Raw genomic sequence first — 21,486 nt, 5'->3', positions numbered from 1 at the left:
GGACGGCGCTAAATGTAGATGGCGCCATCCATATAGAGAACCGCTTTCCCGGCGATCTTCACACGGTCGCCGCCCAGTTCACAGGACAGGGAACCGCCGCGGGCCGAGACCTGCCGGGCCTTCAGCCGCTCCTTGCCCAGCCGCCGCGCCCAGTAGGGGATCAGCGTGCAATGGGCGGAGCCGGTCACCGGGTCTTCGGGAATCCCCTGGGCCGGCGCGAAGAAGCGGGAGACGAAGTCCACGCCACCGCTGCCCGGCGCCGTCACGATGACCGCGTAGAAATCCTCCAGCCGGGCCAGGGCGCTCATGTCGGGGGTCAGGCCGCGCACCGTCGCCTCGTCGTCATAGACGACCACGAGGTCGCGCGCCTTCAGCAGCGCCGTCGGCGGTGGCCCGCCCAGCGCGTCGAGCAGGCCGGCCGGCGGACCGGCCAGCGGTTCCGGCGGGCGGCTGGGGAAATCCAGCGTATAGAGGTCGCCGTTGCGGGTGACGCTGAGGGTTCCGACTTCCCGGGTGGCGAAGTCGATGCGCGGGCAGCCCCACTCCAGCATCGTCGCGATGACGAAGGCCGAGGCCAGCGTGGCGTGGCCGCACAGGTCCACCTCGACCGTCGGGGTGAACCAGCGGATCTCGTAACCGTCGCCGCGACGGACGAGGAAGGCGGTTTCCGCCAGGTTGTTTTCCGCCGCGATGGCCTGGAGCGTCGCATCGGGAAGCCAGTCCTCCAGCGGCACGACCGCCGCCGGGTTGCCCGCGAACACCGCGTCCGCGAAGGCATCGACCTGATACAGGGGAAGGCGCACGGTGCCTCCTTAGGGTTTCTCGGTGAACAGGAACGCCTGGGCGTGCCGCTCCATCCCCGCCGCCTCATAGAAGGTGACCGCCTTGGGCGCCGACAGGAGAAGGCAGGTCACGCCCTCCCCCACCGCGGCGCGGGTCCGGCGCATCAGCTCCTTGCCGATGCCGCGCCCCTGACAGGCGCGGTCGACGGCGAGGTCGGACAGGTAGCAGCAGAAGGCGAAATCGGTGACGGACCGGGCGACGCCGACCAATTGCCCGTCCGCGTCGCGGGCGGTGACGATCAAGCCGGCGTTGCGCAGCATCGCCTCCACCCGCGGGCGGTCCGCCACGGGCCGGCGTTCGGCCAGCCCGGAGCGGTGGAGCACGTCGATGAAGGCGTCGGCGGTCAGGTCGGGCTCGACGGCGTAGAGGATCGCATCGGCGCTCATCGCATCAACCCCGCCAGAACGGCTTGCTGACTTCGCTGTCCACGTCGGCGCGGGACACGCCGATGTCCTTCAGCAGATGATCGTCCAGCCGCATCAGCGCCTGCCGCTGCCGCCACCGTTCATAGCCGTTCAGACCGGCCTCCATCACGAACCAGACGGGGCGGATGCCGACGGTGAGGGCGCGCGCGATGACCTTGAAGACGGCCGTGAACGAGGACGATCCGGACGAGCGGGTCGCTTCCGTGGTGCGCATGATGAACCTCCTTCGTCAAAACATTCAGCCCCGAACAATCGAGACAATGGGGATTATGTCGACACAATCGTCCCGGTCAATGTCGTTATTGTCACCATTACATTTCCGATATCGGATGTATCCCGACGGCCACACCCCCCAGTGACGCACACCCCTGAACGAGCCCACCCTCCGGCGACCTCACCGTCCGGGCATGAAAAAGGCCGGCCGCGGAAAGCGGCCGGCCCGGTGTGGCCCCCCTGACTGGCGCCGGAAGGGGTCCCGTTACTCGCGGTTGCCCATGAGTTGGAGGAGCATTTGGAAGAGGTTGATGAAGTTGAGGTAGAGTGAGAGAGCGCCCATGACGGCGAGCTTGGTGTTGCCCTCGTGCCCGTAGCCCTCGGCGTACTCCTCCTTGATGCGCTGGGTGTCGTAGGCGGTCAGGCCTGTGAAGATGACCACGCCGATGACCGAGACGGCGAACTGCAGCGCGCTGGAGCCGACGAAGATGTTGACCAGACTGGCGATGACGATGCCGATCAGGCCCATCATCAGGAACGAGCCCATCTTCGACAGGTCGGCCTTGGTGGTGTAGCCCCACAGGCTCATCGCCGCGAACATCGCCGCGGTGATGAAGAACACCCGCGCCACGCTGGCCCCGGTGAAGACCAGGAAGATCGACGCCATCGACACGCCCATCACCGCGCAGAAGGCCCAGAACAGCCCCTGCAGCGCGCTGGCCGACATCGCGTGGAAGCGGAAGGACAGCACCATGATGAAGGCCAGCGGCGCCAGCATCACCACCCACTTCAGCGGGGTCGTGAAGATCGGAACGTACAGCGCCGGCGTGCTCGCCACGAACAGCGCCACAAGCCCCGTCACGCCCAGGCCGAGCATCATGAAGTTGTAAACCCGCAGCATGTGCTTGCGCAGGCCCTCGTCGAACGCCGCACGGTCCACGCCCGCGGCGCCCGCGCCCCAACGACTCTGGTTGGGATACTGGTCGAACATTGCGAAAACTCCCTCGTTCAAGCCTCTGACCGGCGGGCCTTTGACCGGCAAGCCTCCGACCGGCGGTGGGCACATGGCAGCGGATCGTCCGCGCTTGAGCGGCGGCGGGAAGGGATGGCTGCGCTGTCCATCGAAGAACCCTCCAGATGCGGTTACGCCCGTCGGCGCAAAGGCAGATGAAGAGATCCGACATCGCAGCCCCCACCTCATAACCGATGACTCGGCTGCCAGAGGGGCCCGGACCCTGATTGTCCTAATAATTGGCCGTGTGGCCGCCGCCTTTCAAGATACCCGTCCCTCACAGGTTCCACACGAACGGGAGCTTGGAACACGCCTGGCTGTTCCCATATGGCGGCTTGGGAGCGGCGGGTCCGGGAAGCCGGGGCGCCGCCTCATCCTTCAACAACCACCAGAGCCGGATCAACAAGATGGAGAGTGCCGCGTTGAGCGACCAGCACCACAGACGCCTCGAACGGCGGGTGGATCGCATCCAGGAGAAGCTTCCCGACTCCATGGCGCGGACGCTGGCCTGGCTCCGCGAGCCGCGGGCGACCTGGGTGCGCGTCCCCGCCGGGCTGCTGCTGATTCTCGGCGGCCTGTTCAGCTTCCTGCCCGTGCTGGGCATCTGGATGCTGCCCCTCGGCCTCGTTCTGCTCGCTTACGACGTTCCGTTCCTTCGCCCGCCGATCAACCGCGCGCTGGTGCGCGGCGAACGGCGTTGGAAGGAGTGGAAGCGGCGCCGTCGTGCCGCTTCCTCGTCCTCATGACCATCACGTTGCGTCAGGAATAGGACCCGGTGCGGGCCGGCGTGCGCTCCAGCGGCCCTTCGCCGGGGCTGTAACGCTCTGCGCGCGGACCGGACAGGCGGTCGTGATCCTCGTCCGCCACCATGGCCTTCAGAGGACAATGGCCGCTCATGCCGCGGGCCACCAGGGCGGCGCCGGCCAGCCCCATGATGGCGCCCCGCACGTCGGCGCCGCGGCGCACGCCGCCCGCCGCCATGACGAGGCCGAGGCCGGTGGACACGGCGCGTTCCAGCGGCCCGAGATTCCGTTCGCCCCCGAAGAAGCGGTCGTAGGTGTGTCGGATGGCGTTTTCGGCGCTCATGCCTGCGTTCTCCCGGCTGTGCCCGGCGCGAAAGGGATGCCGAAGCAGCGCCGGGCGGTCCTGACTGCAACGCCCGCCCGGCCATCCGGGTTCCCGGACGCGCAGCGCAACCGGACACGCACAATGGCGACAATGCGGTGACACTTGCCGAAGGATCGGTACAATGTCATCATTGTCCCTATGACAAATTGGGTTCCTGATCTGGAGGGCCGGCAAGGCCCCCGTTACCGCGCAATCGCCGATGCCCTGTCCGATGACATTGCCGGCGGCCGGCTCGCTCCGGGTACACGGCTCCCCACCCACCGCGACCTCGCCTACCGCCTCGGCGTCACCGTCGGCACCATCACTCGCGCCTACACGGAGGCGGAGAAGCGCGGGTTGATCGGCGGCGAGGTCGGGCGCGGTACCTTCGTGCAGGGGCAGCGGCACATGCCCCCCTCCGACCCCTTCAGCTGGACTCCGCGGCCCGAACCCTCGGTTATCAACATGACGGTCGTGACTCCGGAGCACCCGATGTCGGTGCCGATGATGGGCGCCACCCTGGCCGCCATCGGCGCGTCGCCGAATCTTGGGGCGCTGCTGGAATACGCGCCGCACGCCGGCCTACCCGCCCACCGCGCCGCCGGGGCGCAATGGCTCACCCGTCAGCACCGGGCAGCGGCTTCACCCGACACCGTCCTGCTGACCACCGGCGCGCAGAACGCCATGGCGGTGGCGCTGGCCGCGGTGGCGCGTCCCGGCGATGTCGTGCTGACGGAGCGGCTGACCAATTACGGCATGAAGACGCTGAGCGCGGTCGAGGGCTACCATCTGGAGGGCATCGCCATCGACGACCATGGCGTGGTCCCAGACAGTTTCGACAGCGCCTGCCGCCGTCTGGCGCCCAAGGCGCTGTATCTGGTGCCGACCCTGCACAACCCCACCGCCTCCGTCATGCCGCAGGCCCGACGCATGGAGATCGCGGCGATCGCCCGCCGCTACGGGGTGATGCTGGTGGAGGACGACGTGTTCGGCTTCCTGGTGCATGACGTGAAGCCCATCCAGGCCATCGCCCCGGACGTCACCGTCTACGTGAACAGCCTGTCCAAGAGCGTGTCGGCCGGCCTGCGCGTCGGCTACGTCGTCGCTCCGCCGGCCCTGGTGCCGCGGGTCGAGGCGGTCATCCGCGCCCTGCAATACTCCTCCCCGCCCCTGCCGCCGGAGGTCGCGACGCGTTGGATCACCGACGGCAGCGCCGACCGCATCGCCGAAGCCCAGCGCGGGGAAGCCATCGCGCGCCAGCAGATCGCCCGCTCCATCCTGCCTGCCAGCGCCGTCTGCGGACACGCGTCGGCGCAGCATCTCTGGCTGGTCCTGCCCGAGCCCTGGCGGCGCGACGACTTCATCGCCGAGGCGATGCGCCGCGGCGTGAAGGTGACCGGCGGCGACGTGTTCGCCGTGGGCCGGGCCAGCGCGCCCCACGCCGTGCGGCTGGGCCTCTGCCACCCGCACAGCCGGGACGAGCTGGCGCGCGGCCTGCGCACGCTGGCCGACCTGCTCGAGAATCCGCAGACAGCGATGCTGTCGATCGTGTGAGGAGACGGAACGGCCGCGCCCTTACGGGAACGGCCGGACCGTGTGCAGGTGGTTCAACGGGCCGTGGCCGTGCCCGAAACCGGGGGCGGAGCGGATGGCCTCGTCCACATAGGCGCGGGCGCGGGCCACCGAATCGCGCACGCCCAATCCCTGGGCGACGCCGGCGGCGATGGCCGAGGCCAGGGTGCAGCCGGTGCCGTGGGTGTGCGGGGTGTGGATGCGCCGTCCCTCGAACACTTCTTCGCCGTCCTCGGTGAGCAGCAGATCGCACAGCCGCTCGTCCTCCAGATGACCGCCCTTCAGCAGTACGGCCTTCGGCCCAAAGGTGCGGATCATCTCGGCGGCGCGGCGCATATCGTCCAGGTTGCGCACCGGGATGTCGGTCAGAGCTTCCGCCTCCGGCAGGTTGGGAGTGACCAGTTCCGCATGGGGCAGCAGGCGCTTGCGCAGGGTCTGCACAGCGTCCGGCTCCAGCAGGAAATGGCCGCTTTTCGAGACCATCACCGGATCGACGACCAGCGGAACGTTGATGGCCCGCGCCTCATACTCGTCGGCCACCGCCTCGATGACGGCGGCGTTGGCGAGCATGCCGATCTTGATGCTGTCGGCCCCCAGGTCCTCCAGCACCACCTTCATCTGCAGGGCGACGAAGGCCGGGTCAACGGGCAGCACGCCATAGACCCCCGTCGTGTTCTGCGCGGTCAGCGCCGCGATGGCGGTCATGGCAAAGGCGTTCAGCGCGCTGACCGCCTTGATGTCCGCCTGGATGCCGGCACCGCCGCCGGAATCGGACCCGGCGACGATGAGAACACGGCCGTTGATCGGGTGGGCCTGCATCGGGATTGCTTCCGTCTGGTCGTCTGGTTGGAGGGTGGGCCTTAGGAGGCGGTCTCCAGCCGGGCGGCGTCCGTGATGGCGCCGGCAATGTCGGCCACCACCGCGTGCACCAGCCCTTCGTCGTCGCCTTCCGCCATGACGCGGATCACCGGCTCGGTCCCCGACTTGCGGATCAGGATGCGTCCCGACCCGTTCAGCCGCGCCTCGCCGTCGCGGATCGCCGCCTGGACGGAGGCGATCTCCAGCGGCTTCGAACCGGCGGCGAAGCGGACGTTGGTCAGCTTCTGCGGCACCGGGGCGAAGACCTGACAGACCTCGCTGGCCGCCCGGCCGCCGGACTGGATCAGCACCGCCAGGACCTGGAGTGCGGCGATCAGCCCGTCGCCGGTCGTGGAATAGTCGGACAGCACGACGTGCCCCGACTGCTCCCCACCGACGTTGTAGCCGTGCTCGCGCATATGTTCCACCACATAGCGGTCGCCGACCGGGGTACGGACCAGCGCGATGCCCAGCCCCTGGAGGTGCCGTTCCATGCCCAGGTTGGACATCACCGTGGCGACCACGCCGCCGCCCTTCAGCGTCTGCGCCTGTGCCCAGGAGGAGGCGATGAGCGCCATGACCTGATCGCCGTCGACGACGCGCCCGGCCTCGTCGACCATGATCAGGCGGTCGGCGTCGCCGTCCAGCGCAATGCCCAGATGGGCGCCATGGGCCACCACCTGCTCCTGCAGGGTCCGGGTGGCGGTGGCGCCGCAGTCCTTGTTGATGTTCAGGCCGTCCGGGTTGACCCCGACCGGGATCACCTCGGCCCCCAGCTCGTACAGCACCTTCGGGGCAACGCGGTAGGCGGCGCCATTGGCGCAGTCCACGACGATCTTCAGCCCGTCCAGCCGCAGGCCGCGCGGGAAGGTGTTCTTCACATACTCGATGTAGCGGCCCGTCGAATCCTCAAGGCGCGAGGCGCGGCCGAGATCGGCCGAGCCGGCGAGGTCCGGCGCGAAGGGCTGGCCCATGCGCGTCTCGATGGCGATCTCCACCGCGTCCGACAGCTTGTAGCCGTCCGGCCCGAACAGCTTGATGCCGTTGTCCTGATACGGGTTGTGCGAGGCGGAGATCATCACGCCGAGGTCGGCGCGAAGCGAGCGCGTCAGCATGGCGACGGCGGGCGTCGGCAGCGGGCCGAGCAGCACCACGTCCATGCCCATGGAGATGAAGCCCGCGGTCAGCGCCGGCTCCAGAAGATAACCCGACAGACGGGTGTCCTTGCCGATCACCACACGGTGCCGGTGGTCACCCCGGCGGAACTGCAAAGCGGACGCCATCGCGACGCGCAGGGCGGTTTCCGCCGTCATCGGGTCGATGTTGGCGGTGCCACGGATGCCGTCGGTGCCGAACAGGTGTCGCGTCATGAAATCCCTCAGGAATAGGCCAGTCACTGTACCGCAATCGCGGATGTGGTGAGAAGGTCATCGCTTGCCGCGGGGGGCAGGGTCAAGAACCCTTCCGCGCAGACGCCAAAGGGTTACGTGCGCGCTTCGATCACGGCACCCTTGCAGGATGCAGCCCCTCCCAGACGGCGCGCGCCTGGATCGTTTGGGGAACGTCATGCACACGCAGGATCTGCGCGCCCTGGTTCAGCGTTTCCAGCCCCCCGGCCAGCGAACCGGCCAGACGTTCCTTCGGCGGCTCGCTCCGCGACAGCTTGCCGATCAGGGTCTTGCGCGACAGCCCGATCAGCAGGGCGCAGCCCAACCCGTGATAAAGGGCGGTGTGGCGCAGGATGTCGAGATTGTGCTCCACCGTCTTGCCGAAGCCGATCCCGGGATCGATGGCGATGCGCTCCAGCGCCACCCCGGCGGCGAGGCAGGCCTCCACCCGCTCCTCCAGCCAGTCGAAGACGTCGAGCGCCGCGTCCTCATAAACCGGATTCTGCTGCATGGTGCCGGGTTCGCCCCGCATGTGCATGACGACCACGAGGGCCGCCTTTTCCGCCACCAGCGGCAGCGCGCCGGGGTCGCGCAGCCCGGCCACATCGTTGATCAGCGCCGCCCCGGCGTCGAGCGCCGCGCGCATCACCCGCGCGTGCCGCGTGTCCACCGAGACCACGGCGCCCTTGGCCGCGAAGTGGCGGACCACCGGCAGGACACGGGCCTCCTCCTCCTCCGGCGACACGGGGGCGGAGCCGGGTCGGGTGGACTCGCCGCCGACGTCCAGCAGGTCGGCCCCGGCCCCCAGCATCGCTTCGCCGTGGGCGATGGCGGTCCCGGCGTCGAAGAAGTCGCCGCCGTCGGAAAAGCTGTCCGGCGTCACGTTGACAATCGCCATGATGCGCGGGCGACCGAGGTCCAGCCCAGCGAACGGCGCCCGCCCGCGGGTCAGCGCGCCCAGCCGCTTGTCCAGGCTCTGCGCCACGGCGGTGCCGCGCTCCCACCCCCAGGCCATGATCTCGGTCAGCGGTGCAAAGGCCCGCTCGATCCGCGCGCCCTGCCGGACGATCAGTTCGGCGGTGGCGAAGGAAAAGCATCCGCCGGCCAGCGGCACCGCCGCACCGGCGCTCCAGGCGGCGATGGGCAGCAGACCGACCGGCCTCAGATAGACGCGGACGCCGCCCTCCCCCGCCCAGGGCGCGAAGGAGGCGAGCGAGCCGGCGGCGGATTTCGGGGCGGGCTTGGCGATCGGGGTCTTTGCGATCGGGGGCATGGCGACGGTTCGTGCAGCGGAACGGAAGACCGCAGCCTGTCACGGCGGGAAGCCCCGACGCAAGAGACTGCGGTCCACTCTTTCACTCCGAACGCCGTCGCGCTTGGCGTCACGCGCTGGTTATGCGCTCTTGGGCAACGGGGCCAGGGCGGCCAGCATCTGCTTCTTGCGCTCCCCGTAGATGCTGCCGAGTTCCTCGGCGCGCTTGTCGTCGAGCGCCTTCTTGGCCTCCTCGAACAGCTCCTCCTCCTCCTCGTCGAGGTGGTGGCGGGTGATTTCGCCGAGCACCTGGAGCTTCGCCTTCCAGGCCGTGCTGTCGGCGGGCATGGCGTTCAGCTCGTCGAGGAAGCCGTTGATGATGTGGTGCTCGTTCAGTCCCTCGGTGGTTTCCTGCTTGGTGTTCTTCGCCTTGGACAGCGACTGGTAGAAGACGGCCTCCTCGATCTTGCCATGGGCCCACAGCTCGCGCTGCAAGTCCTCGTAGGCGGCGCGCCCGTCGCCGTCCGCTTTCTCGGCCGCGTCGAGCAGGCGGCGGATGGTGTCGTGGTCCTGCTTGATCCGGTCGAAGATGCTGGTCATGGGGCCTGTCCCGTTGTTGCGGTGTCTCGACGGGACTCAACCCTGCTCCGGATATGGTGTTCCCGGTGCCAAACGGGGTCAGCCATGCCGAACCATCCAGTGCAGGCTGAACAGGCTCTGCTCGTCGGTCCAGCTCCGCTCCGTGTGCCAGCCGGCGCGGGCGGCGAGGCGGCGGAAGCCAGGGACGGAGTATTTGTAGGAGTTCTCGGTGTGGATCGTCTCGCCGCGGGCAAAGCGGATGGGATGGCCGGCGATGCGGACGGTCTGGTCGTCCAGGCTGCGCAGATGCATCTCGATCCGCCCGCGCGCGGTGTCGTAGCGGGCGACATGGGCGAAGCGGTCCAGATCGAAGGTGCCGTCCAGCTCGCGGTTGATGCGGGCGAGCAGGTTCATGTTGAAGGCGGCGGTCACACCGCGCGCGTCGTCGTAGGCGGCCTCCAGCACCGCCGGGTCCTTGCGCAGGTCCACCCCGATCAGCAGCCGCGCTCCGGAACCGAGCCGCCGCCCGAGGCCGTTCAGGAAGGTCATCGCCTCGGCGGGCCGGAAATTGCCGATGGTGCTGCCGGGGAAGAAGGCCATCGTCCGCTCCGGTGCGACGCCCCGCGGCAGCGCGAAGCCCCGCACATAATCGGCGGCCACCGGCACCACCGTCACCGCCGGGTAGTCGCCGGCCAGCCGGGCGGCGGCGGCGATCAGATGGTCGCGGCTGATGTCCACCGGCACATACATGGCCGGCGCGTCCAGCGCGTCGAGCAGGATGCGCACCTTCACGCTCGACCCGCTGCCCAGTTCCACCAGGGTGGCGCCGCGCCCGGCGAGAGCGGCGATCTCCTCGGCACGGTCGTGCAGCAGCGCCGTCTCGGTCCGCGTCGGGTAATATTCGTCGAGCGTGCAGATGGCGTCGAACAGGGCCGAGCCTTCGGCGTCGTAGAAGTACTTGCAGGGAAGGCTCTTGTCCGGGCGGGACAGACCCTCCAGCACATCGGACAGGAACACATCGTCCTGCGCCGGCCCCTGTGCCGGATGGGCGCGGGCGGCGGAAATTGCGGTCATCAGGCGTCCTCCGCGAGGCGCACGCCGCTGAACATCCAGCGCTGGTGCGGATAGAAGAAATTCCGGTAGGTGGCGCGGGCATGGCCGTCCGGCGTGGCGCAGCATCCGCCGCGCAACACATACTGGTTGGCCATGAACTTGCCGTTGTATTCGCCGACCGCCCCGGCGGCGGGACGGAAGCCCGGATAGCCGCTGTAGGCGCTGGACGTCCATTCCCAGACATCGCCGAACATTTGGGTGAGGCCATCGCCCGCCACGGCGGCCACCGGGCGCAGCAGGCCGCTGCCCAGCGTGTTGCCGGTTGGGGATAGCCCGATGCCCAGCATGTTGCCGGCGGCGGTTTCCCATTCGGCCTCCGTCGGCAGGCGCTTGCCGGCCCAGCGGGCGAAGGCGTCGGCCTCGTAGAAGCCGACGTGGCAGACCGGGGCGTCCTCGTCCAGCGGATGCTCGCCCAACAGGGTGAACTCCCGCCAGCCGCCATCCTCGCCACGCCGCCAGTAGGCCGGCGCCTCCCACCCCTCCGCGTTGACTGTGGTCCAGCCGTCGGACAGCCAGAGCGCCGGGTTGCGGTAGCCGCCGTCCTCGACGAAGGCCAGCCACTCCCTGTTGGTCACCGCGCGGGAGAACAGGCGGAAGGGGCGCAGCAGCACCTCGTGCCGCGGCCCCTCGTTGTCGAAGGCGAAGCCCTCGCCGCCGTGGCCGACCGCGACGATCCCGCCGTCCACCGCGATCCAGCGCCCCTCATGGGCGGTGCCGCGCAAGGCCGAGCGGAAGGGCCGATAGGCCGGCGCGACCGGGTTGCAGGAGAACAGGTGCAGCAGGTCCATCAGGATCAGTTCCTGATGCTGCTCCTCGTGCGCAAGACCGAGCGTCACCAGCGGGGCCAGCCGCTCGGCGTCGCCACGCTCCAGCAGGGTCAGCATGGCGGCGTCGACATGGTCGCGGAAGGCCGCCACCTCGGCCACGCCGGGCCGCGTCACCAGACCGCGCCGGGGCCGCGGATGGCGGGCGCCGACGGCCTCGTAATAGGAATTGAAGAGGTAGCCGAAGGCCGGATCGAAGGGCCGGTAGCCCGGCAAATTCGGGATCAGCAGAAAGGTTTCGAAGAACCACGTCGTGTGGGCCAGATGCCATTTGACCGGGCTGGCGTCCGGCATGGACTGCACCACCTGATCCTCCGGCGACAGCCCGACGGCCAGTTCCGCCGAGGTGGCGCGCACCCGGCGGAATCGGTCGGCGAGTCCGCCGGCTTTGGCGGCTGTTTTGAGCATGGGCGCTGTGTCCTCCCCGCCTGACAGGTCCCGGTAAAGCTGTGCCGCTTCGCTGACCCGCCAACCCTCCTTTCGGAGTGGCCCGGACGCACCACCCGGCGGCAACGCTCCGCCACACCGCCTGTTCACAGCGGATGACGCACGGATTCCGACAATCGAACGATGGAGGAACGGCACCCATGCAACCGCGGCTTAAACCCATTGACGAGCAGGTGATCATCATCACCGGCGCGTCGAGCGGCATCGGTCTGGTCACCGCCCGCATGGCCGCCCGGCAGGGCGCAAAGGTCGTGCTGGTCGCCCGCGACCGCGACGCGCTCGCCCAGGCGGCCGAGGAGATTCGCGCCGCGGGCGGGGACGCGATCCACTGCGTCGCCGACGTGGCCGACCCCGACGCCCTGCGGCGCGTGGCCGACGCGGCGGTCCGCAGCTATGGCCGGATCGACACCTGGGTGAACAACGCCGGCGTGGCGATCATCGGCAAGCTCCTGGACACCGCCCCGGACGACCACCGCCGCCTGTTCGAGACGAACTACTGGGGCGTGGTCAACGGCTCGCTGGCCGCCATCCCTCACCTGCGGCGGAACGGCGGGGCGCTGATCAACATCGGCAGCGTGCTGTCCGACCGCGCCATCCCGCTTCAGGGCGCCTATGTCGCCACCAAGCACGCCGTGAAGGGCTTCACCGACGCGCTTCGCATGGAGTTGGAGGCGGAGGGCGCGCCCATCTCGGTCAGCCTGATCAAGCCGGCGGCCGTCGACAGCCTCTACGAGGACCACGCCCTGAACCTGATGGAGGTGGAGCCGAACAACCCGCCCCCGGTCTACGCGCCGGAGGTCGTGGCGAAGGCCATCCTGCATTGCGCCCGCCGGCCGATGCGTGACCTTTATGTCGGCGGCGGTGCCAAGCTGTTCGCATTGGCGGAGACCTTCGCGCCGCGGCTCACCGACCGGATCATGGAGCGGACCCTGCCGCGGGTCATCCGCTCCGGCGGGCCGCTCCGCCCGCGCAACGACGCCCTGCACAGCCACGGCGACGACGGACGGGAGCGCGCCGGCCGGCATCGCTTCGTGCGCGAAACCAGCCTCTACACCGAGGCCAGGATGCACCCCTGGATCACCACCGCGGTGGTCGCCGGCTTCGGGATCCTGGCCGGAACGGCGGTGGCGCGCGGTTGGGTGCGGGACAATGACGGGTCGGGCGACGGCGATGCAGCCGGGCTGAACCGCCACCACCGATCGATGCAGCACCATCGCGACCGGATGGACGAGGAGCGCAGCACCATCGGCCACAACGCGAAGCCCGCCTGGCAAGCCGCGGAGGAAGGTGTGGTGACCTTTCCCCGCTGACCGCCGCTACACCGGCTCCCTGGCCATCGGCTCCACCTTCGACGCGGGATGGCCGCGGGCGCCACGCCGCGCCAGGATCGGTTCCAGTTCCTCCGCCAGGACCGGGCGGCTGAACAGATAGCCCTGGAAACTCTCGCATTTGAGACTGCGCAGAAGCTGGAGCTGCGCCTCCGTCTCCACACCCTCGGCGACCACCGACAGGCCCAGGCTGCGGCCCAGCCCAACGATGGCCCGCGGAATGGAATCGCCGGCCCCGTCCTGCTCGAGATCGTGGATGAAGGACCGGTCGATCTTCAGCTTGTCGATCGGGAAGCGGTGCAGGTAGTTGAGCGAGGAGTAGCCAGTGCCGAAATCGTCCAGCGCGATCAGGCACCCACGCTGCTTCAGCGCGCGCAGCGTCGCGATGGCCGACGGAATGTCGTCGATCAGGGTGCCTTCGGTGACCTCGATCTCCAGTTCCCACCCTTGGAGGCCGTTGCGGTCGAGCGCGGCGGCCACCTTGGCGGGAAGCTGGCCGTCGCGGAACTGCTGTGCAGAGACGTTCACGGCGACCGGCACCGCCAGACCGATCTGGTCGCGCCAGCGGCCGATCTGGGCGCACACCTCGTCCAGCACCCAATCGCCGATGGCCTGGATCAGGCCGGTCTCCTCGGCCACCGGCAGGAAACGGTTGGGCATGATGAGGCCGGCTTCCGGGTGGCGCCAGCGCAACAGAGCCTCCACCCCGACCACGAGGTCGTCGGAAATGCGCAGCTGCGGCTGGTAGACGAGGAACAGCTCCCGATTCTGCAGGGCACGGCGCAGCGCCGCCTCCAGATCCAGACGCTCGCGGGACCGCGCGCCCATCTCGCGCGTGACGAAACGGTAGGCGTTCCGCCCGGCGTCCTTGGCGTTGTACATCGCGATGTCGGCGCAGCGGATCAGTCCCTCGGCGTCCTCCGCGTCGTCGGGGAACAGGCTGATGCCGATGCTGGGCGACACCACGAAGTTCCGCCCGCCGATGGCGAAGGGCGCGGCGAGCTGAGCCAGCACCTTGTCCGCCACCGCAGCGGCCTCCGCGGCCTTCTGGATGGTCGGCACGACGATCAGGAACTCGTCGCCGCCCAGCCGACCCACCGTATCGGTCGGCTGCATCCCGCCGTGCAGCCGCCGCGCCACCGACCGCAGCACCTCGTCACCGAAAGAGTGGCCCAGGCTGTCGTTGATCACCTTGAAATGGTCCAGATCGATGAACAGAACGGCGACCTTGCCACCGTCGCGTCGCGCCTGCCGGGCGGCCTGGGCGATGCGGTCGAACAGCAGGACCCGGTTGGGCAGGCCGGTCAGCGGATCGTAATGGGCCAGATAGTGAATGTGCTGCTCGGCCCGTCGCTTGTCGCCGATGTCCTCCACGAAGGCCATGACGAAGGGCGGGTCGCCGGGGGTGGACACCGGCTGGAGGTGAAGGGAGAAATGGCTGTGCCGACCACCGGCCAGAAGCAGCCGGTCGACCTCCAGCCGCACGCTCTCCCCGGCGATGGCGGAGTCGATGGCGGCGATCACCGCCGGGTCCTGAGCGCGCAGCTTCGTGTCGATTCCGATCAGCCCGTCACGCCCCACCCCGACCGCGCGGGCGAAGGCCGGGTTGCAGTCAGTGATCTTGGCGTCCGGACCGATGAGGGCGATGCCCAGCGGCGCCTGATTGAACAGCAGATCCAGTTCCGTCTCGCGACGGCGCAGCGAGGCGGTGATGCGCCGGGCGATCACCAGCGCCCGGTCGCGCGTCGCGGCCAGCGCCCACAGCAGGGCGGACAGGAGAACGCTGAGCGACAGCCCCGTCGCCAGGACCAGCGTCGGCTTCCAGCTGTCCACAGCGTCCTCGAAGCTTGAACGGCTTTCGTACTGGACCGACCAGACGCGGCTGCCCAGTGTGACGTCCCGGCTCGCCGTCAGCAACGGCTGCTCCGACGGCTCCGGGCGGCTGCGGTAGAGCGGAAACTCCCGCCGCCCTTCGAACACCGTCGCGGCGATGTCGTTCATCCGTCCGAACACGGACTCGGCCAGCGGAGCGACGTGGATCGGGGTCATCACCAGCCCAGCGAGGGTGGCCCGCCGCTGCTCCTGCGTGGCGGGGCTCAGCCCGTCGCGGTAGACGGCCTGGAACACGATGAAGGCGGGCGGCGAGGCTTCCCCCTCGTCGAGCCGCAGGGCGACGGCGCGGGTGACCGCCGGCTCGCCGCTGTCCCGCGCCTGCTCCGCGGCGGCGCGACGGACCGGTTCCGACAGCAGGTCGTAGCCGAGCGTGCGCAGGGTGCTTTCGCTGACCGGAGCGGCGTAAAGGGTGACGAGCCGGACCGGACCGGTCGCTTCCGGCCAGATGCGGAAGTTTCGCAGCCCGTCCATCCGGGCTTCCGTCACCAGCTCCGGGCTCGTCCATTGGTCGGCAACCCGTGCGAAGGCGACGGCGGTGATGCCGGGGAAGCGCTCCACGAGGTGCAGCCCGTCCACGAAGCGGTTCCATTCCGCGCGTTTCACCTCCGGATAGGCGGTGAACAGGGCGGCGGCGGAGCGCGTCACCTGAACATAGACCTGGATCTGGTTCTCGAACCGGCGGTGCAGTTCCTCCACCCGCAGGGCGAAGCGGCTGTCAGCGTCCGCGGCGACGCGCTGCCGGGTGTCGTGCCAAGCCAGGGCGGTCAGGAGAAGCGCGGCCAGCAGGGCCAGCAGGGGAAGACGCTTCGGAACAGCCACCGAATCCGTGGCGAACCCGCTGGGCGCCAGGTCGATCGGATCGGGGCTTGAAGACCTCTGCATGGCCGTACCGAAGCTGCCTGTCACGCCGCTGCGGCGCCCTTCGGGGGCGCCCATGCCGCCCGCCGCCCACCCGGAACCCGCCGGAGGAAACGACGCGCGCCGGTAGACCTTAACCAGAATGCAGCCGTGCGAAAAGCGTATAAATATTTCCGCAATCGCCCTTCGCGTGCGGGGACGCTCAAAACTCCTGCAGCACCTTGGGACTGTTCTCCAGAAGCGTCTCGATCATGCCCAGGATCTGCTCAATCTTCGTGCGGGTGGCGTCCAACTCGTCGGCAGTCTTGTCGTCGATGCCCGCTTCCATCAGCATCATGTCGAAGGCGTTCAGCGTTTCCGAAAAGGCCTTCTGCTCCGCCTGAAGCACATCGAAGGCGCCGAGCGAGCTGGTCAGCGCCAAGGGCGGGTCGCTGACGAAGGCGTAACTGATGTCGGTGAAATGGGCGATGGCGGTCAGCTTCTGCCGGATTACCCATTGCGGAAAGTTGGGCGGCAGTTCGTCCCCCGCCTCCTGCAACCGCTCCTGGATGGAGAAGACCAACCCCTGGATGTCCAGGTACGCGTTCCGGATCTCCCGGAAATGGGGAAAGGTCTTGGGCTTGCCGGCGTTGCGAACACGGCCCAGCCGGGCGTTGTCGTCGGTCAGCTTCCGCGCCATCTGGACCACGATGTTCGCCACCTTCCCCATCGCCCCGCCATCCCTTTGTTTCGCGGCCGTCACCAGTCTGCCGTCACCGATCTGCCATCACCGATCTATAGCATGCGCCGCCCGACCGTGGGCAGGCCGATCAGCCTGCCGGCGGCCCCGCCGCCTGCGGCAGGCGGTCGCCCACCCCGCGGAGCAGCGCCTCCCGCGCCGCGTCGTCGGGCGCCGCGTCCAGCGCCCGGTGCAGGTCCAACAGGAAGGCGGCGTAGCGGTTGTGCCAATCCCGCCCGGCGGCCACAGCCTCCGGCTCCAGCCGCGGCGGACCGCCCTGGGCCATGGCAGGCGCCAGTGCCGGGACGGCGGCGGTCAGATCGGCCACCTCGTCCAGCTCGGGCAGACGGATCAGCGCCGGGTCCCAGCCACGGCGGACCAGGGCGTCGCGCAGGCCGGCGCGCGCCTCCTCCTCGCCATGCACCAGGAACAGGCCGCGCCCCACCCCCTGCCGCGCCGCCACCCAGGCCAGCAGGCTGCTGCGGTCGGCGTGGCCGGAATAGACGTCCAGCGACCGGATGCGGGCGCGCACGGCGATCTCCTCGCCATGGATGCGGACGTTCGCCGCCCCCTGCTGCAACAGGTGGCCCAGTGTGCCCGGCGCCTGGTAACCGACCAGCAGGACCGTGTCCTCCGGGCGCCACAGATGGTTCTTCAGGTGATGGCGGATGCGCCCGGCGTCGCACATGCCGCTGGCCGCCATGATGATGGCGCCACCCTTGATCGCGTTGAGTTTCTGGCTTTCCGCGACGGAGCGCACGCGGTGCAGGTTGGGCCGGGCGAAGGGATCGCCGTCGGTGCCGAGATCGGCCAGATGGCGGCGGAACACCCCGGTGACCGCGTCGGCCAACGGCGAGTCGAGGAACACGTCGACCAAGGGGATCTCGCCGCGATCGAACAGCCGGTGGAGGTCGTAGAGAAGCTCCTGCGTGCGCTCGACCGCGAAGGCCGGGATGAGCAGGGTGCCGCCCGCGCCGAGCGCCGCCCGCACCTCGTCGCGCAGCAGGGCCTGCCGCTCGGCCTCGCCCACCTCGACCCGCTCGCGGTTGCCGTAGGTGGTCTCCAGGACCATCCAGTCGGGCCGCGGCGGCCCCTCCGCGTCGGCGTGGAAGGACTTGCCGCCCGGCCCGAGGTCGCCGGAGAACAGAATCGTCTCCACCGTTCCGCCGCGCGTCACCTCCAGCTCCACCGACGCCGAGCCGAGGATGTGCCCGGCCTGCCAGAAGCGGGCGCGGATGCCGGGCAGCACTTTCACCCACTCCCCGTAATCGACCGCGTGCAGGTGGCGGATGGCCGCCTGGGCGTCGGCCTGGGTGTAGATCGGCTCGACCGTCGGGCGCCCGCGCTGGCGGTTGCGGCGGTTCAGACGGTCGACCTCCGTCTCCTGGATGTAGCCGCTGTCGGGCAGCATGTAGGCCAGCAGGTCGGCGGTACCGGCGGTGGTGTGCACCCGCCCCTTGAAGCCCTGGCGGACCAGCTTCGGCAGCAGGCCGGAGTGGTCGATGTGCGCGTGGGTCAGCAAGACCGCTTTCACGGCGGACGGCTTGAAGGGGAAGGGCCGGTAGTTCAGCTCCTTGACCGTCTTGGTGCCCTGGAACAGGCCGCAGTCGATCAGCAGGTCGCCGTCGCCGGTCCGGATGCGGAAGCAGGAACCGGTGACCGTGCCGACGGCGCCGTGGAAGGTGAGGGACAGTGCCATGGCGAAACTCCGCCTTCATGTGCCCTATCCCTCCATCCTGCCTGAAGAAGGGTTACCGGGCCGTCAACAAGGTGCCATTAACAGGGTGCCAGCAGCGCGTCGGCGATCAGCCGGGCGAGCGGCAGGTCGTTGCTGGGGTGCGGAACCCCGTCGCAGGACAGCGGCGTGCCGAGCCCTTCCGCCTCGAAGCGGGCAGCCACCGCGGCGTCGAACAGGGCGTGGACTCCGAACACCCGGACGGAAGCCGCCCCGGCGGCCCGCGCGGCCCGCGCGCAGGAGAAGATCGTCTCGCCGGAGCTTATGACGTCGTCGACGATCACCACGGGCCGTCCGGCCAGCGGTTCGTCGGCGGGCAGCGTCACCGTCACGTCGCGGTCGCCGCGCCGCTCCTTCCGCCCGACCAGGGCGGTGAGGCCGAGCGGCCCGGCCACCGCCCCGACCAACGGGGCGGCCTCCTCGTCCGGGCCGACGATCACGGCGTCGGGCGCGGTCCCGTCACGGCGCAGCCGCTCGGCGATGGCCCCGGCACCGCTGAGGCAGACAGAGGGGCGCCCGACGAACACCTCGTCCAGCGTGTGGGTGCGGTGGAGGTGCGGCTCCACGCAGACGAAGCGGTCGAACAGCCGGCCCAGCCAATCCCCAACGACGGCTTGGCTCACCGGCTCGCCGGGGCGGAACACCGCGTCCTGGCGCATGTAGGCCATGTAGGGGGCGACGAGGCACAGCTCCGTGGCGCCCTGGCGGCGCAGGACGGAGGCGGCCAGCGTCAGTTCCACCAGCTTGTCGTTCGGACGGTCGAGCGAGCGGTAGACCACCGCCCGCTCGACCGGTTCGGGCATACGGACAAGACTTTCCCCATCGGGAAAGCGGTGCAGCTCGGCGATGTGGCAGGGAACGTTCAGAGCCTCGGCCAGACGCCGCGCGCCGTCGGCCGATTCCGGAAATCCGTAGACGCCCGTATAGCGGGCCATGCTGTCCCCTCTTGCGTTGCGCGCCCGGACATGGGCGCCCCGTTCGGCCCGTACTATGCCGCAAGGGCCGCAGCGGGGCGACCACGACCTTAGGCGCAACGTTACCGTGAAGGCGATAGGACGGCAGGGACGGACGCCTGAAAATGACGCCGCGGCGGTCTTCCACTCATTGACCGCAGACGAAGGTATGAGGCAGTTTCCCGCCATGCGCGTGCTCATCGCCGACGATACGGTCCTGATGCGCACCATGCTCTCGGAGCAGGTGGCGTCCTATGGCCATGACGTGATCCTCGCCAGGGACGGCCGGGAAGCGCTGAACCTTGCCCAGGCCGAATCCTTCGACATCGCCATCATCGATTGGGAGATGCCGCGGCTGTCGGGGCTGGAGGTGTGCTGGCTTCTGAAGGCCGATCCACGCACCGCCTACAGCTACCTGATCCTGATGACGTCCCATGACGAACCCTTCTACGAGATGAAGGCGCTGGACGCCGGGGCGGACGACTTCATCCACAAGCCGGTCAACCGCGCCCACCTGAAGGCGCGACTGAAGGCGGGCGGCCGCATCACCGAAATGCACCGGCTGCTGATTGCTCAGGCGCAGACCGACCCGTTGACCGGCGTCGCCAACCGGCGCGCCCTTCTGGAGCGTGCGGATGAGGAGATCCGGCGGGCGCTGCGGTCCCGGCAGCCCCTGTCCCTGCTGATCGCCGACATCGACCATTTCAAGCGCATCAACGACAGCCGCGGCCACGCCGCCGGCGACGCGGCCTTGCAGCGGTTCGTACAGACGCTGGACGGCGCCCTGCGCCCCGGCGACTTGATCGGCCGTTACGGCGGGGAGGAGTTCGTGGTTCTGCTTCCCAACACCGCGCTGACGGATGCGTCGGTCGTGGCGGAACGCTTGCGCCAGCGCGTCGCCGCGCAGGAGATGGGGCCGGATGGCGATTCGTTCCGCATGACCGCCAGCTTCGGCGTCGCCCCTGTGATGCCTGGCGCTCCCAACGGCATCGACGACGCGCTCCGGGTGGCCGACGCCGCGCTCTATCGGGCGAAGGCCGAAGGGCGGAACCGCGTGGTTCCCTCTCCTTAAGCCGTTCACGCCCCGCCCTTCCCGCCCGTCTCCGGCTGCGAAGTCAACGGGATGCGGGGGAACAGGCGATGCGCCATGTCCATGTGGCGTTTCTGGAGGGGACGAAGGTCCTGATCGTCCGGCGGCGCGAGGTCAGCACTTGGTGGGGCCGTGGCCCGGCGGAACCGCGGATCGTCGACGCCGCAGGTCAATGGGCGGTTCCCGGCGGCGGCTACGAGAGCGTCACCAGCCCGCTCGCGGCGCTCCAGCGCCTGTTCCACGATCAGACCGGCCTGGCCTTCCCCGATTGCCGGGCGGCGGAGCCCTGGCGCCCCACCTCGCGGAGCTTCACGCTGTATTTCGTTCCGGTGACCGGGCTGGAGTCGCTGGCGTCCTCCATCACTCTGCGGGTCGCGCAGTCCGCCGTCACGCCCGGGCGCCCGGCAGGCGGCGCCATCGTGAACTGGGAATTGTCCTCGGCCCACGTCGTGCCGCTCGCCAAGGTTGTCGCCCATCTGGGGGTGCGCCAGCCAGTCTCGCACGAGAACCAGCTCGCCATCACCCGGCAAGCGATACGCTCGCCCTCCTCCCAGTCGATCGAGCGCTACGCAACCATGGCCGCGATCATCGCCCTGCAATGAGCCCGCCCCGCTGGTCTCAGCCCTTGCTATCGCCCGGCGGGGTGCGGACAGCGGTGGCCGCGAGATACTGGGCCGCCGTGCGCAGCAGGAACTCCGCCACCGCCATGTCACCCAGGTCGCGGTCCGGGCCGCCCAGCCGGTGGCGGCGATCGGCGTCGATCAGACCGGTGGCGATCACCTGCGCGGTCAGCCACGCCCGCTGCTCCTCATCCGGCACGCCGGCCATGCGCTCCAGCATCTCGTTGCAGGCATGGTCGATCGTCCCCAGGCCGGGCCGGTCGGACGACAGGTAGCTGGTCTCGTTCTGCGGCGCCGGCTCCCCGACGTAGGAGCGGGCAAGCAACGCCGTTTCCAGCGTCAGGCGGAAGGCGGTGCGGCGCGGCCGCCCCTTCCGCCGCAGCCGCAGCGCCATCATGGTGAAGAGCTGGGCCACGGCCTCCACCCGCTCCGCCGGCACCTCGTCGAGGATGTCGACGATCTCGGCGCTGACGGCGTTGCGCGGCGCCTTCTCGCCGGGCCGCACCACCGCGGTGGCGAAGACGGCGATCAGGGTGCGCAGGGCGTCGGCCTGCTCCACGGGAGAGATGCGGCCGATCTGGGCGGGGTCGAACATGGGGGCGCTCCGCTCTGGCTGGGAGGGATCAACAACTCCTCCCAGCAATGTTGGAACGCGAGG

At 69.4% G+C, this 21,486-nt stretch carries 21 protein-coding genes; 5 read left to right on the top strand and 16 right to left on the bottom strand.

Annotated elements, in window-relative coordinates:
- Positions 1-8: 8 nt before the first annotated feature.
- From ACWPXE_RS12680 to ACWPXE_RS12665, 4 genes are all read right to left on the bottom strand, one after another.
- On the bottom strand, positions 9-803 hold the full coding sequence (locus tag ACWPXE_RS12680; RefSeq protein ID WP_454018160.1) for a PhzF family phenazine biosynthesis protein: 795 nt from the start codon (positions 801-803) through the stop codon (positions 9-11).
- 9 nt (positions 804-812) lie between these two features.
- Positions 813-1,229, bottom strand: a complete 417-nt coding sequence (locus ACWPXE_RS12675; protein WP_454018159.1) for a GNAT family N-acetyltransferase — start codon at positions 1,227-1,229, stop codon at positions 813-815.
- Between the two features lie 4 nt (positions 1,230-1,233).
- Positions 1,234-1,482: a DUF1127 domain-containing protein gene (locus ACWPXE_RS12670; RefSeq protein ID WP_454018158.1), complete on the bottom strand. Its 249-nt coding sequence runs from the start codon at positions 1,480-1,482 to the stop codon at positions 1,234-1,236.
- A 264-nt stretch (positions 1,483-1,746) separates the two neighbouring features.
- Positions 1,747-2,472, bottom strand: coding sequence for a Bax inhibitor-1/YccA family protein (locus ACWPXE_RS12665; RefSeq protein ID WP_454018157.1), 726 nt, complete (start codon positions 2,470-2,472; stop codon positions 1,747-1,749).
- Between the two features lie 443 nt (positions 2,473-2,915).
- On the opposite strand from ACWPXE_RS12665, the gene ACWPXE_RS12660 reads away from it, so the two are divergent.
- Entirely contained in the window at positions 2,916-3,239 is a 324-nt protein-coding gene (locus ACWPXE_RS12660; protein ID WP_454018156.1) for a hypothetical protein, read from the top strand.
- A 13-nt stretch (positions 3,240-3,252) separates the two neighbouring features.
- Here ACWPXE_RS12660 and ACWPXE_RS12655 read toward each other — a convergent pair whose 3' ends face one another.
- Positions 3,253-3,579, bottom strand: a complete 327-nt coding sequence (locus ACWPXE_RS12655) for a YgaP family membrane protein (protein ID WP_454018155.1) — start codon at positions 3,577-3,579, stop codon at positions 3,253-3,255.
- A 180-nt stretch (positions 3,580-3,759) separates the two neighbouring features.
- On the opposite strand from ACWPXE_RS12655, the gene ACWPXE_RS12650 reads away from it, so the two are divergent.
- Positions 3,760-5,154, top strand: coding sequence for an aminotransferase-like domain-containing protein (locus ACWPXE_RS12650; protein ID WP_014240095.1), 1,395 nt, complete (start codon positions 3,760-3,762; stop codon positions 5,152-5,154).
- A gap of 21 nt (positions 5,155-5,175) precedes the next feature.
- On the opposite strand, the gene thiD is transcribed toward ACWPXE_RS12650, so the two are convergent.
- The 6 genes from thiD to egtB all read right to left on the bottom strand — a co-directional run bounded on the left by thiD (position 5,176) and on the right by egtB (position 11,594).
- On the bottom strand, positions 5,176-5,991 hold the full coding sequence (thiD, locus tag ACWPXE_RS12645; protein ID WP_454018154.1) for a bifunctional hydroxymethylpyrimidine kinase/phosphomethylpyrimidine kinase: 816 nt from the start codon (positions 5,989-5,991) through the stop codon (positions 5,176-5,178).
- A gap of 41 nt (positions 5,992-6,032) precedes the next feature.
- On the bottom strand, positions 6,033-7,400 hold the full coding sequence (glmM, locus tag ACWPXE_RS12640) for a phosphoglucosamine mutase (protein ID WP_454018153.1): 1,368 nt from the start codon (positions 7,398-7,400) through the stop codon (positions 6,033-6,035).
- Between the two features lie 130 nt (positions 7,401-7,530).
- Positions 7,531-8,691: a dihydropteroate synthase gene (gene folP, locus ACWPXE_RS12635; protein ID WP_454018152.1), complete on the bottom strand. Its 1,161-nt coding sequence runs from the start codon at positions 8,689-8,691 to the stop codon at positions 7,531-7,533.
- Between the two features lie 120 nt (positions 8,692-8,811).
- Complete coding sequence (locus ACWPXE_RS12630; protein ID WP_454018151.1) at positions 8,812-9,270, bottom strand: hemerythrin domain-containing protein; 459 nt, start codon at positions 9,268-9,270, stop codon at positions 8,812-8,814.
- Between the two features lie 78 nt (positions 9,271-9,348).
- On the bottom strand, positions 9,349-10,323 hold the full coding sequence (gene egtD / locus ACWPXE_RS12625) for an L-histidine N(alpha)-methyltransferase (protein ID WP_454018150.1): 975 nt from the start codon (positions 10,321-10,323) through the stop codon (positions 9,349-9,351).
- Positions 10,323-11,594: an ergothioneine biosynthesis protein EgtB gene (gene egtB / locus ACWPXE_RS12620; RefSeq protein WP_454018149.1), complete on the bottom strand. Its 1,272-nt coding sequence runs from the start codon at positions 11,592-11,594 to the stop codon at positions 10,323-10,325. The genes egtD and egtB overlap by 1 nt, the downstream gene beginning before the upstream one ends.
- Before the next feature lie 179 nt (positions 11,595-11,773).
- Between egtB and ACWPXE_RS12615 the strand changes: the two genes are divergently transcribed.
- On the top strand, positions 11,774-12,943 hold the full coding sequence (locus ACWPXE_RS12615) for an SDR family oxidoreductase (RefSeq protein ID WP_454018148.1): 1,170 nt from the start codon (positions 11,774-11,776) through the stop codon (positions 12,941-12,943).
- A 6-nt stretch (positions 12,944-12,949) separates the two neighbouring features.
- On the opposite strand, the gene ACWPXE_RS12610 is transcribed toward ACWPXE_RS12615, so the two are convergent.
- The 4 genes from ACWPXE_RS12610 to prs all read right to left on the bottom strand — a co-directional run bounded on the left by ACWPXE_RS12610 (position 12,950) and on the right by prs (position 19,100).
- Positions 12,950-15,790, bottom strand: coding sequence for a bifunctional diguanylate cyclase/phosphodiesterase (locus ACWPXE_RS12610; RefSeq protein ID WP_454018147.1), 2,841 nt, complete (start codon positions 15,788-15,790; stop codon positions 12,950-12,952).
- A 124-nt stretch (positions 15,791-15,914) separates the two neighbouring features.
- A complete protein-coding gene (locus tag ACWPXE_RS12605; protein ID WP_454018146.1) occupies positions 15,915-16,421 on the bottom strand; it encodes a hypothetical protein in 507 nt (168 codons plus the stop codon).
- A gap of 100 nt (positions 16,422-16,521) precedes the next feature.
- Positions 16,522-18,129, bottom strand: coding sequence for an MBL fold metallo-hydrolase (locus tag ACWPXE_RS12600; RefSeq protein ID WP_454018145.1), 1,608 nt, complete (start codon positions 18,127-18,129; stop codon positions 16,522-16,524).
- Between the two features lie 77 nt (positions 18,130-18,206).
- On the bottom strand, positions 18,207-19,100 hold the full coding sequence (gene prs, locus ACWPXE_RS12595) for a ribose-phosphate diphosphokinase (RefSeq protein WP_454018144.1): 894 nt from the start codon (positions 19,098-19,100) through the stop codon (positions 18,207-18,209).
- 187 nt (positions 19,101-19,287) lie between these two features.
- Here prs and ACWPXE_RS12590 point away from each other — a divergent pair, with 187 nt between their 5' ends.
- Together ACWPXE_RS12590 and ACWPXE_RS12585 are read left to right on the top strand one after the other, a co-directional pair.
- On the top strand, positions 19,288-20,190 hold the full coding sequence (locus ACWPXE_RS12590; protein ID WP_454018143.1) for a GGDEF domain-containing protein: 903 nt from the start codon (positions 19,288-19,290) through the stop codon (positions 20,188-20,190).
- A gap of 68 nt (positions 20,191-20,258) precedes the next feature.
- Positions 20,259-20,810 carry an NUDIX domain-containing protein gene (locus tag ACWPXE_RS12585; protein WP_454018142.1) on the top strand — a complete coding sequence of 184 codons (552 nt, stop codon included), beginning with the start codon at positions 20,259-20,261 and terminating at the stop codon, positions 20,808-20,810.
- 16 nt (positions 20,811-20,826) lie between these two features.
- Here the strand turns inward: ACWPXE_RS12585 and ACWPXE_RS12580 are convergent, their stop codons facing one another.
- Entirely contained in the window at positions 20,827-21,423 is a 597-nt protein-coding gene (locus tag ACWPXE_RS12580) for a hypothetical protein (RefSeq protein ID WP_237903829.1), read from the bottom strand.
- Positions 21,424-21,486: the final 63 nt, after the last annotated feature.

The organism is Azospirillum sp. Marseille-Q6669, assembly GCF_965111635.1.
Note: the sequence above shows the minus strand (reverse complement) of the source record. Positions and strands in the feature narration are given on the sequence as shown.

What these genes read in the sequence shown, in the direction of transcription:
- egtB (WP_454018149.1), bottom strand. Translation starts at nt 11,594, where the DNA reads ATGCTCAAAACAGCCGCCAAAGCCGGCGGACTCGCCGACCGATTCCGC.
- ACWPXE_RS12580 (WP_237903829.1), bottom strand. Translation starts at nt 21,423, where the DNA reads ATGTTCGACCCCGCCCAGATCGGCCGCATCTCTCCCGTGGAGCAGGCC.
- thiD (WP_454018154.1), bottom strand. Translation starts at nt 5,991, where the DNA reads ATGCAGGCCCACCCGATCAACGGCCGTGTTCTCATCGTCGCCGGGTCC.
- ACWPXE_RS12665 (WP_454018157.1), bottom strand. Translation starts at nt 2,472, where the DNA reads ATGTTCGACCAGTATCCCAACCAGAGTCGTTGGGGCGCGGGCGCCGCG.
- ACWPXE_RS12650 (WP_014240095.1), top strand. Translation starts at nt 3,760, where the DNA reads ATGACAAATTGGGTTCCTGATCTGGAGGGCCGGCAAGGCCCCCGTTAC.
- ACWPXE_RS12670 (WP_454018158.1), bottom strand. Translation starts at nt 1,482, where the DNA reads ATGCGCACCACGGAAGCGACCCGCTCGTCCGGATCGTCCTCGTTCACG.
- ACWPXE_RS12610 (WP_454018147.1), bottom strand. Translation starts at nt 15,790, where the DNA reads ATGGGCGCCCCCGAAGGGCGCCGCAGCGGCGTGACAGGCAGCTTCGGT.
- glmM (WP_454018153.1), bottom strand. Translation starts at nt 7,400, where the DNA reads ATGACGCGACACCTGTTCGGCACCGACGGCATCCGTGGCACCGCCAAC.
- ACWPXE_RS12615 (WP_454018148.1), top strand. Translation starts at nt 11,774, where the DNA reads ATGCAACCGCGGCTTAAACCCATTGACGAGCAGGTGATCATCATCACC.
- ACWPXE_RS12630 (WP_454018151.1), bottom strand. Translation starts at nt 9,270, where the DNA reads ATGACCAGCATCTTCGACCGGATCAAGCAGGACCACGACACCATCCGC.
- ACWPXE_RS12675 (WP_454018159.1), bottom strand. Translation starts at nt 1,229, where the DNA reads ATGAGCGCCGATGCGATCCTCTACGCCGTCGAGCCCGACCTGACCGCC.
- ACWPXE_RS12600 (WP_454018145.1), bottom strand. Translation starts at nt 18,129, where the DNA reads ATGGCACTGTCCCTCACCTTCCACGGCGCCGTCGGCACGGTCACCGGT.
- ACWPXE_RS12655 (WP_454018155.1), bottom strand. Translation starts at nt 3,579, where the DNA reads ATGAGCGCCGAAAACGCCATCCGACACACCTACGACCGCTTCTTCGGG.
- ACWPXE_RS12590 (WP_454018143.1), top strand. Translation starts at nt 19,288, where the DNA reads ATGAGGCAGTTTCCCGCCATGCGCGTGCTCATCGCCGACGATACGGTC.
- ACWPXE_RS12585 (WP_454018142.1), top strand. Translation starts at nt 20,259, where the DNA reads ATGCGCCATGTCCATGTGGCGTTTCTGGAGGGGACGAAGGTCCTGATC.
- prs (WP_454018144.1), bottom strand. Translation starts at nt 19,100, where the DNA reads ATGGCCCGCTATACGGGCGTCTACGGATTTCCGGAATCGGCCGACGGC.
- ACWPXE_RS12605 (WP_454018146.1), bottom strand. Translation starts at nt 16,421, where the DNA reads ATGGGGAAGGTGGCGAACATCGTGGTCCAGATGGCGCGGAAGCTGACC.
- folP (WP_454018152.1), bottom strand. Translation starts at nt 8,691, where the DNA reads ATGCCCCCGATCGCAAAGACCCCGATCGCCAAGCCCGCCCCGAAATCC.
- egtD (WP_454018150.1), bottom strand. Translation starts at nt 10,323, where the DNA reads ATGACCGCAATTTCCGCCGCCCGCGCCCATCCGGCACAGGGGCCGGCG.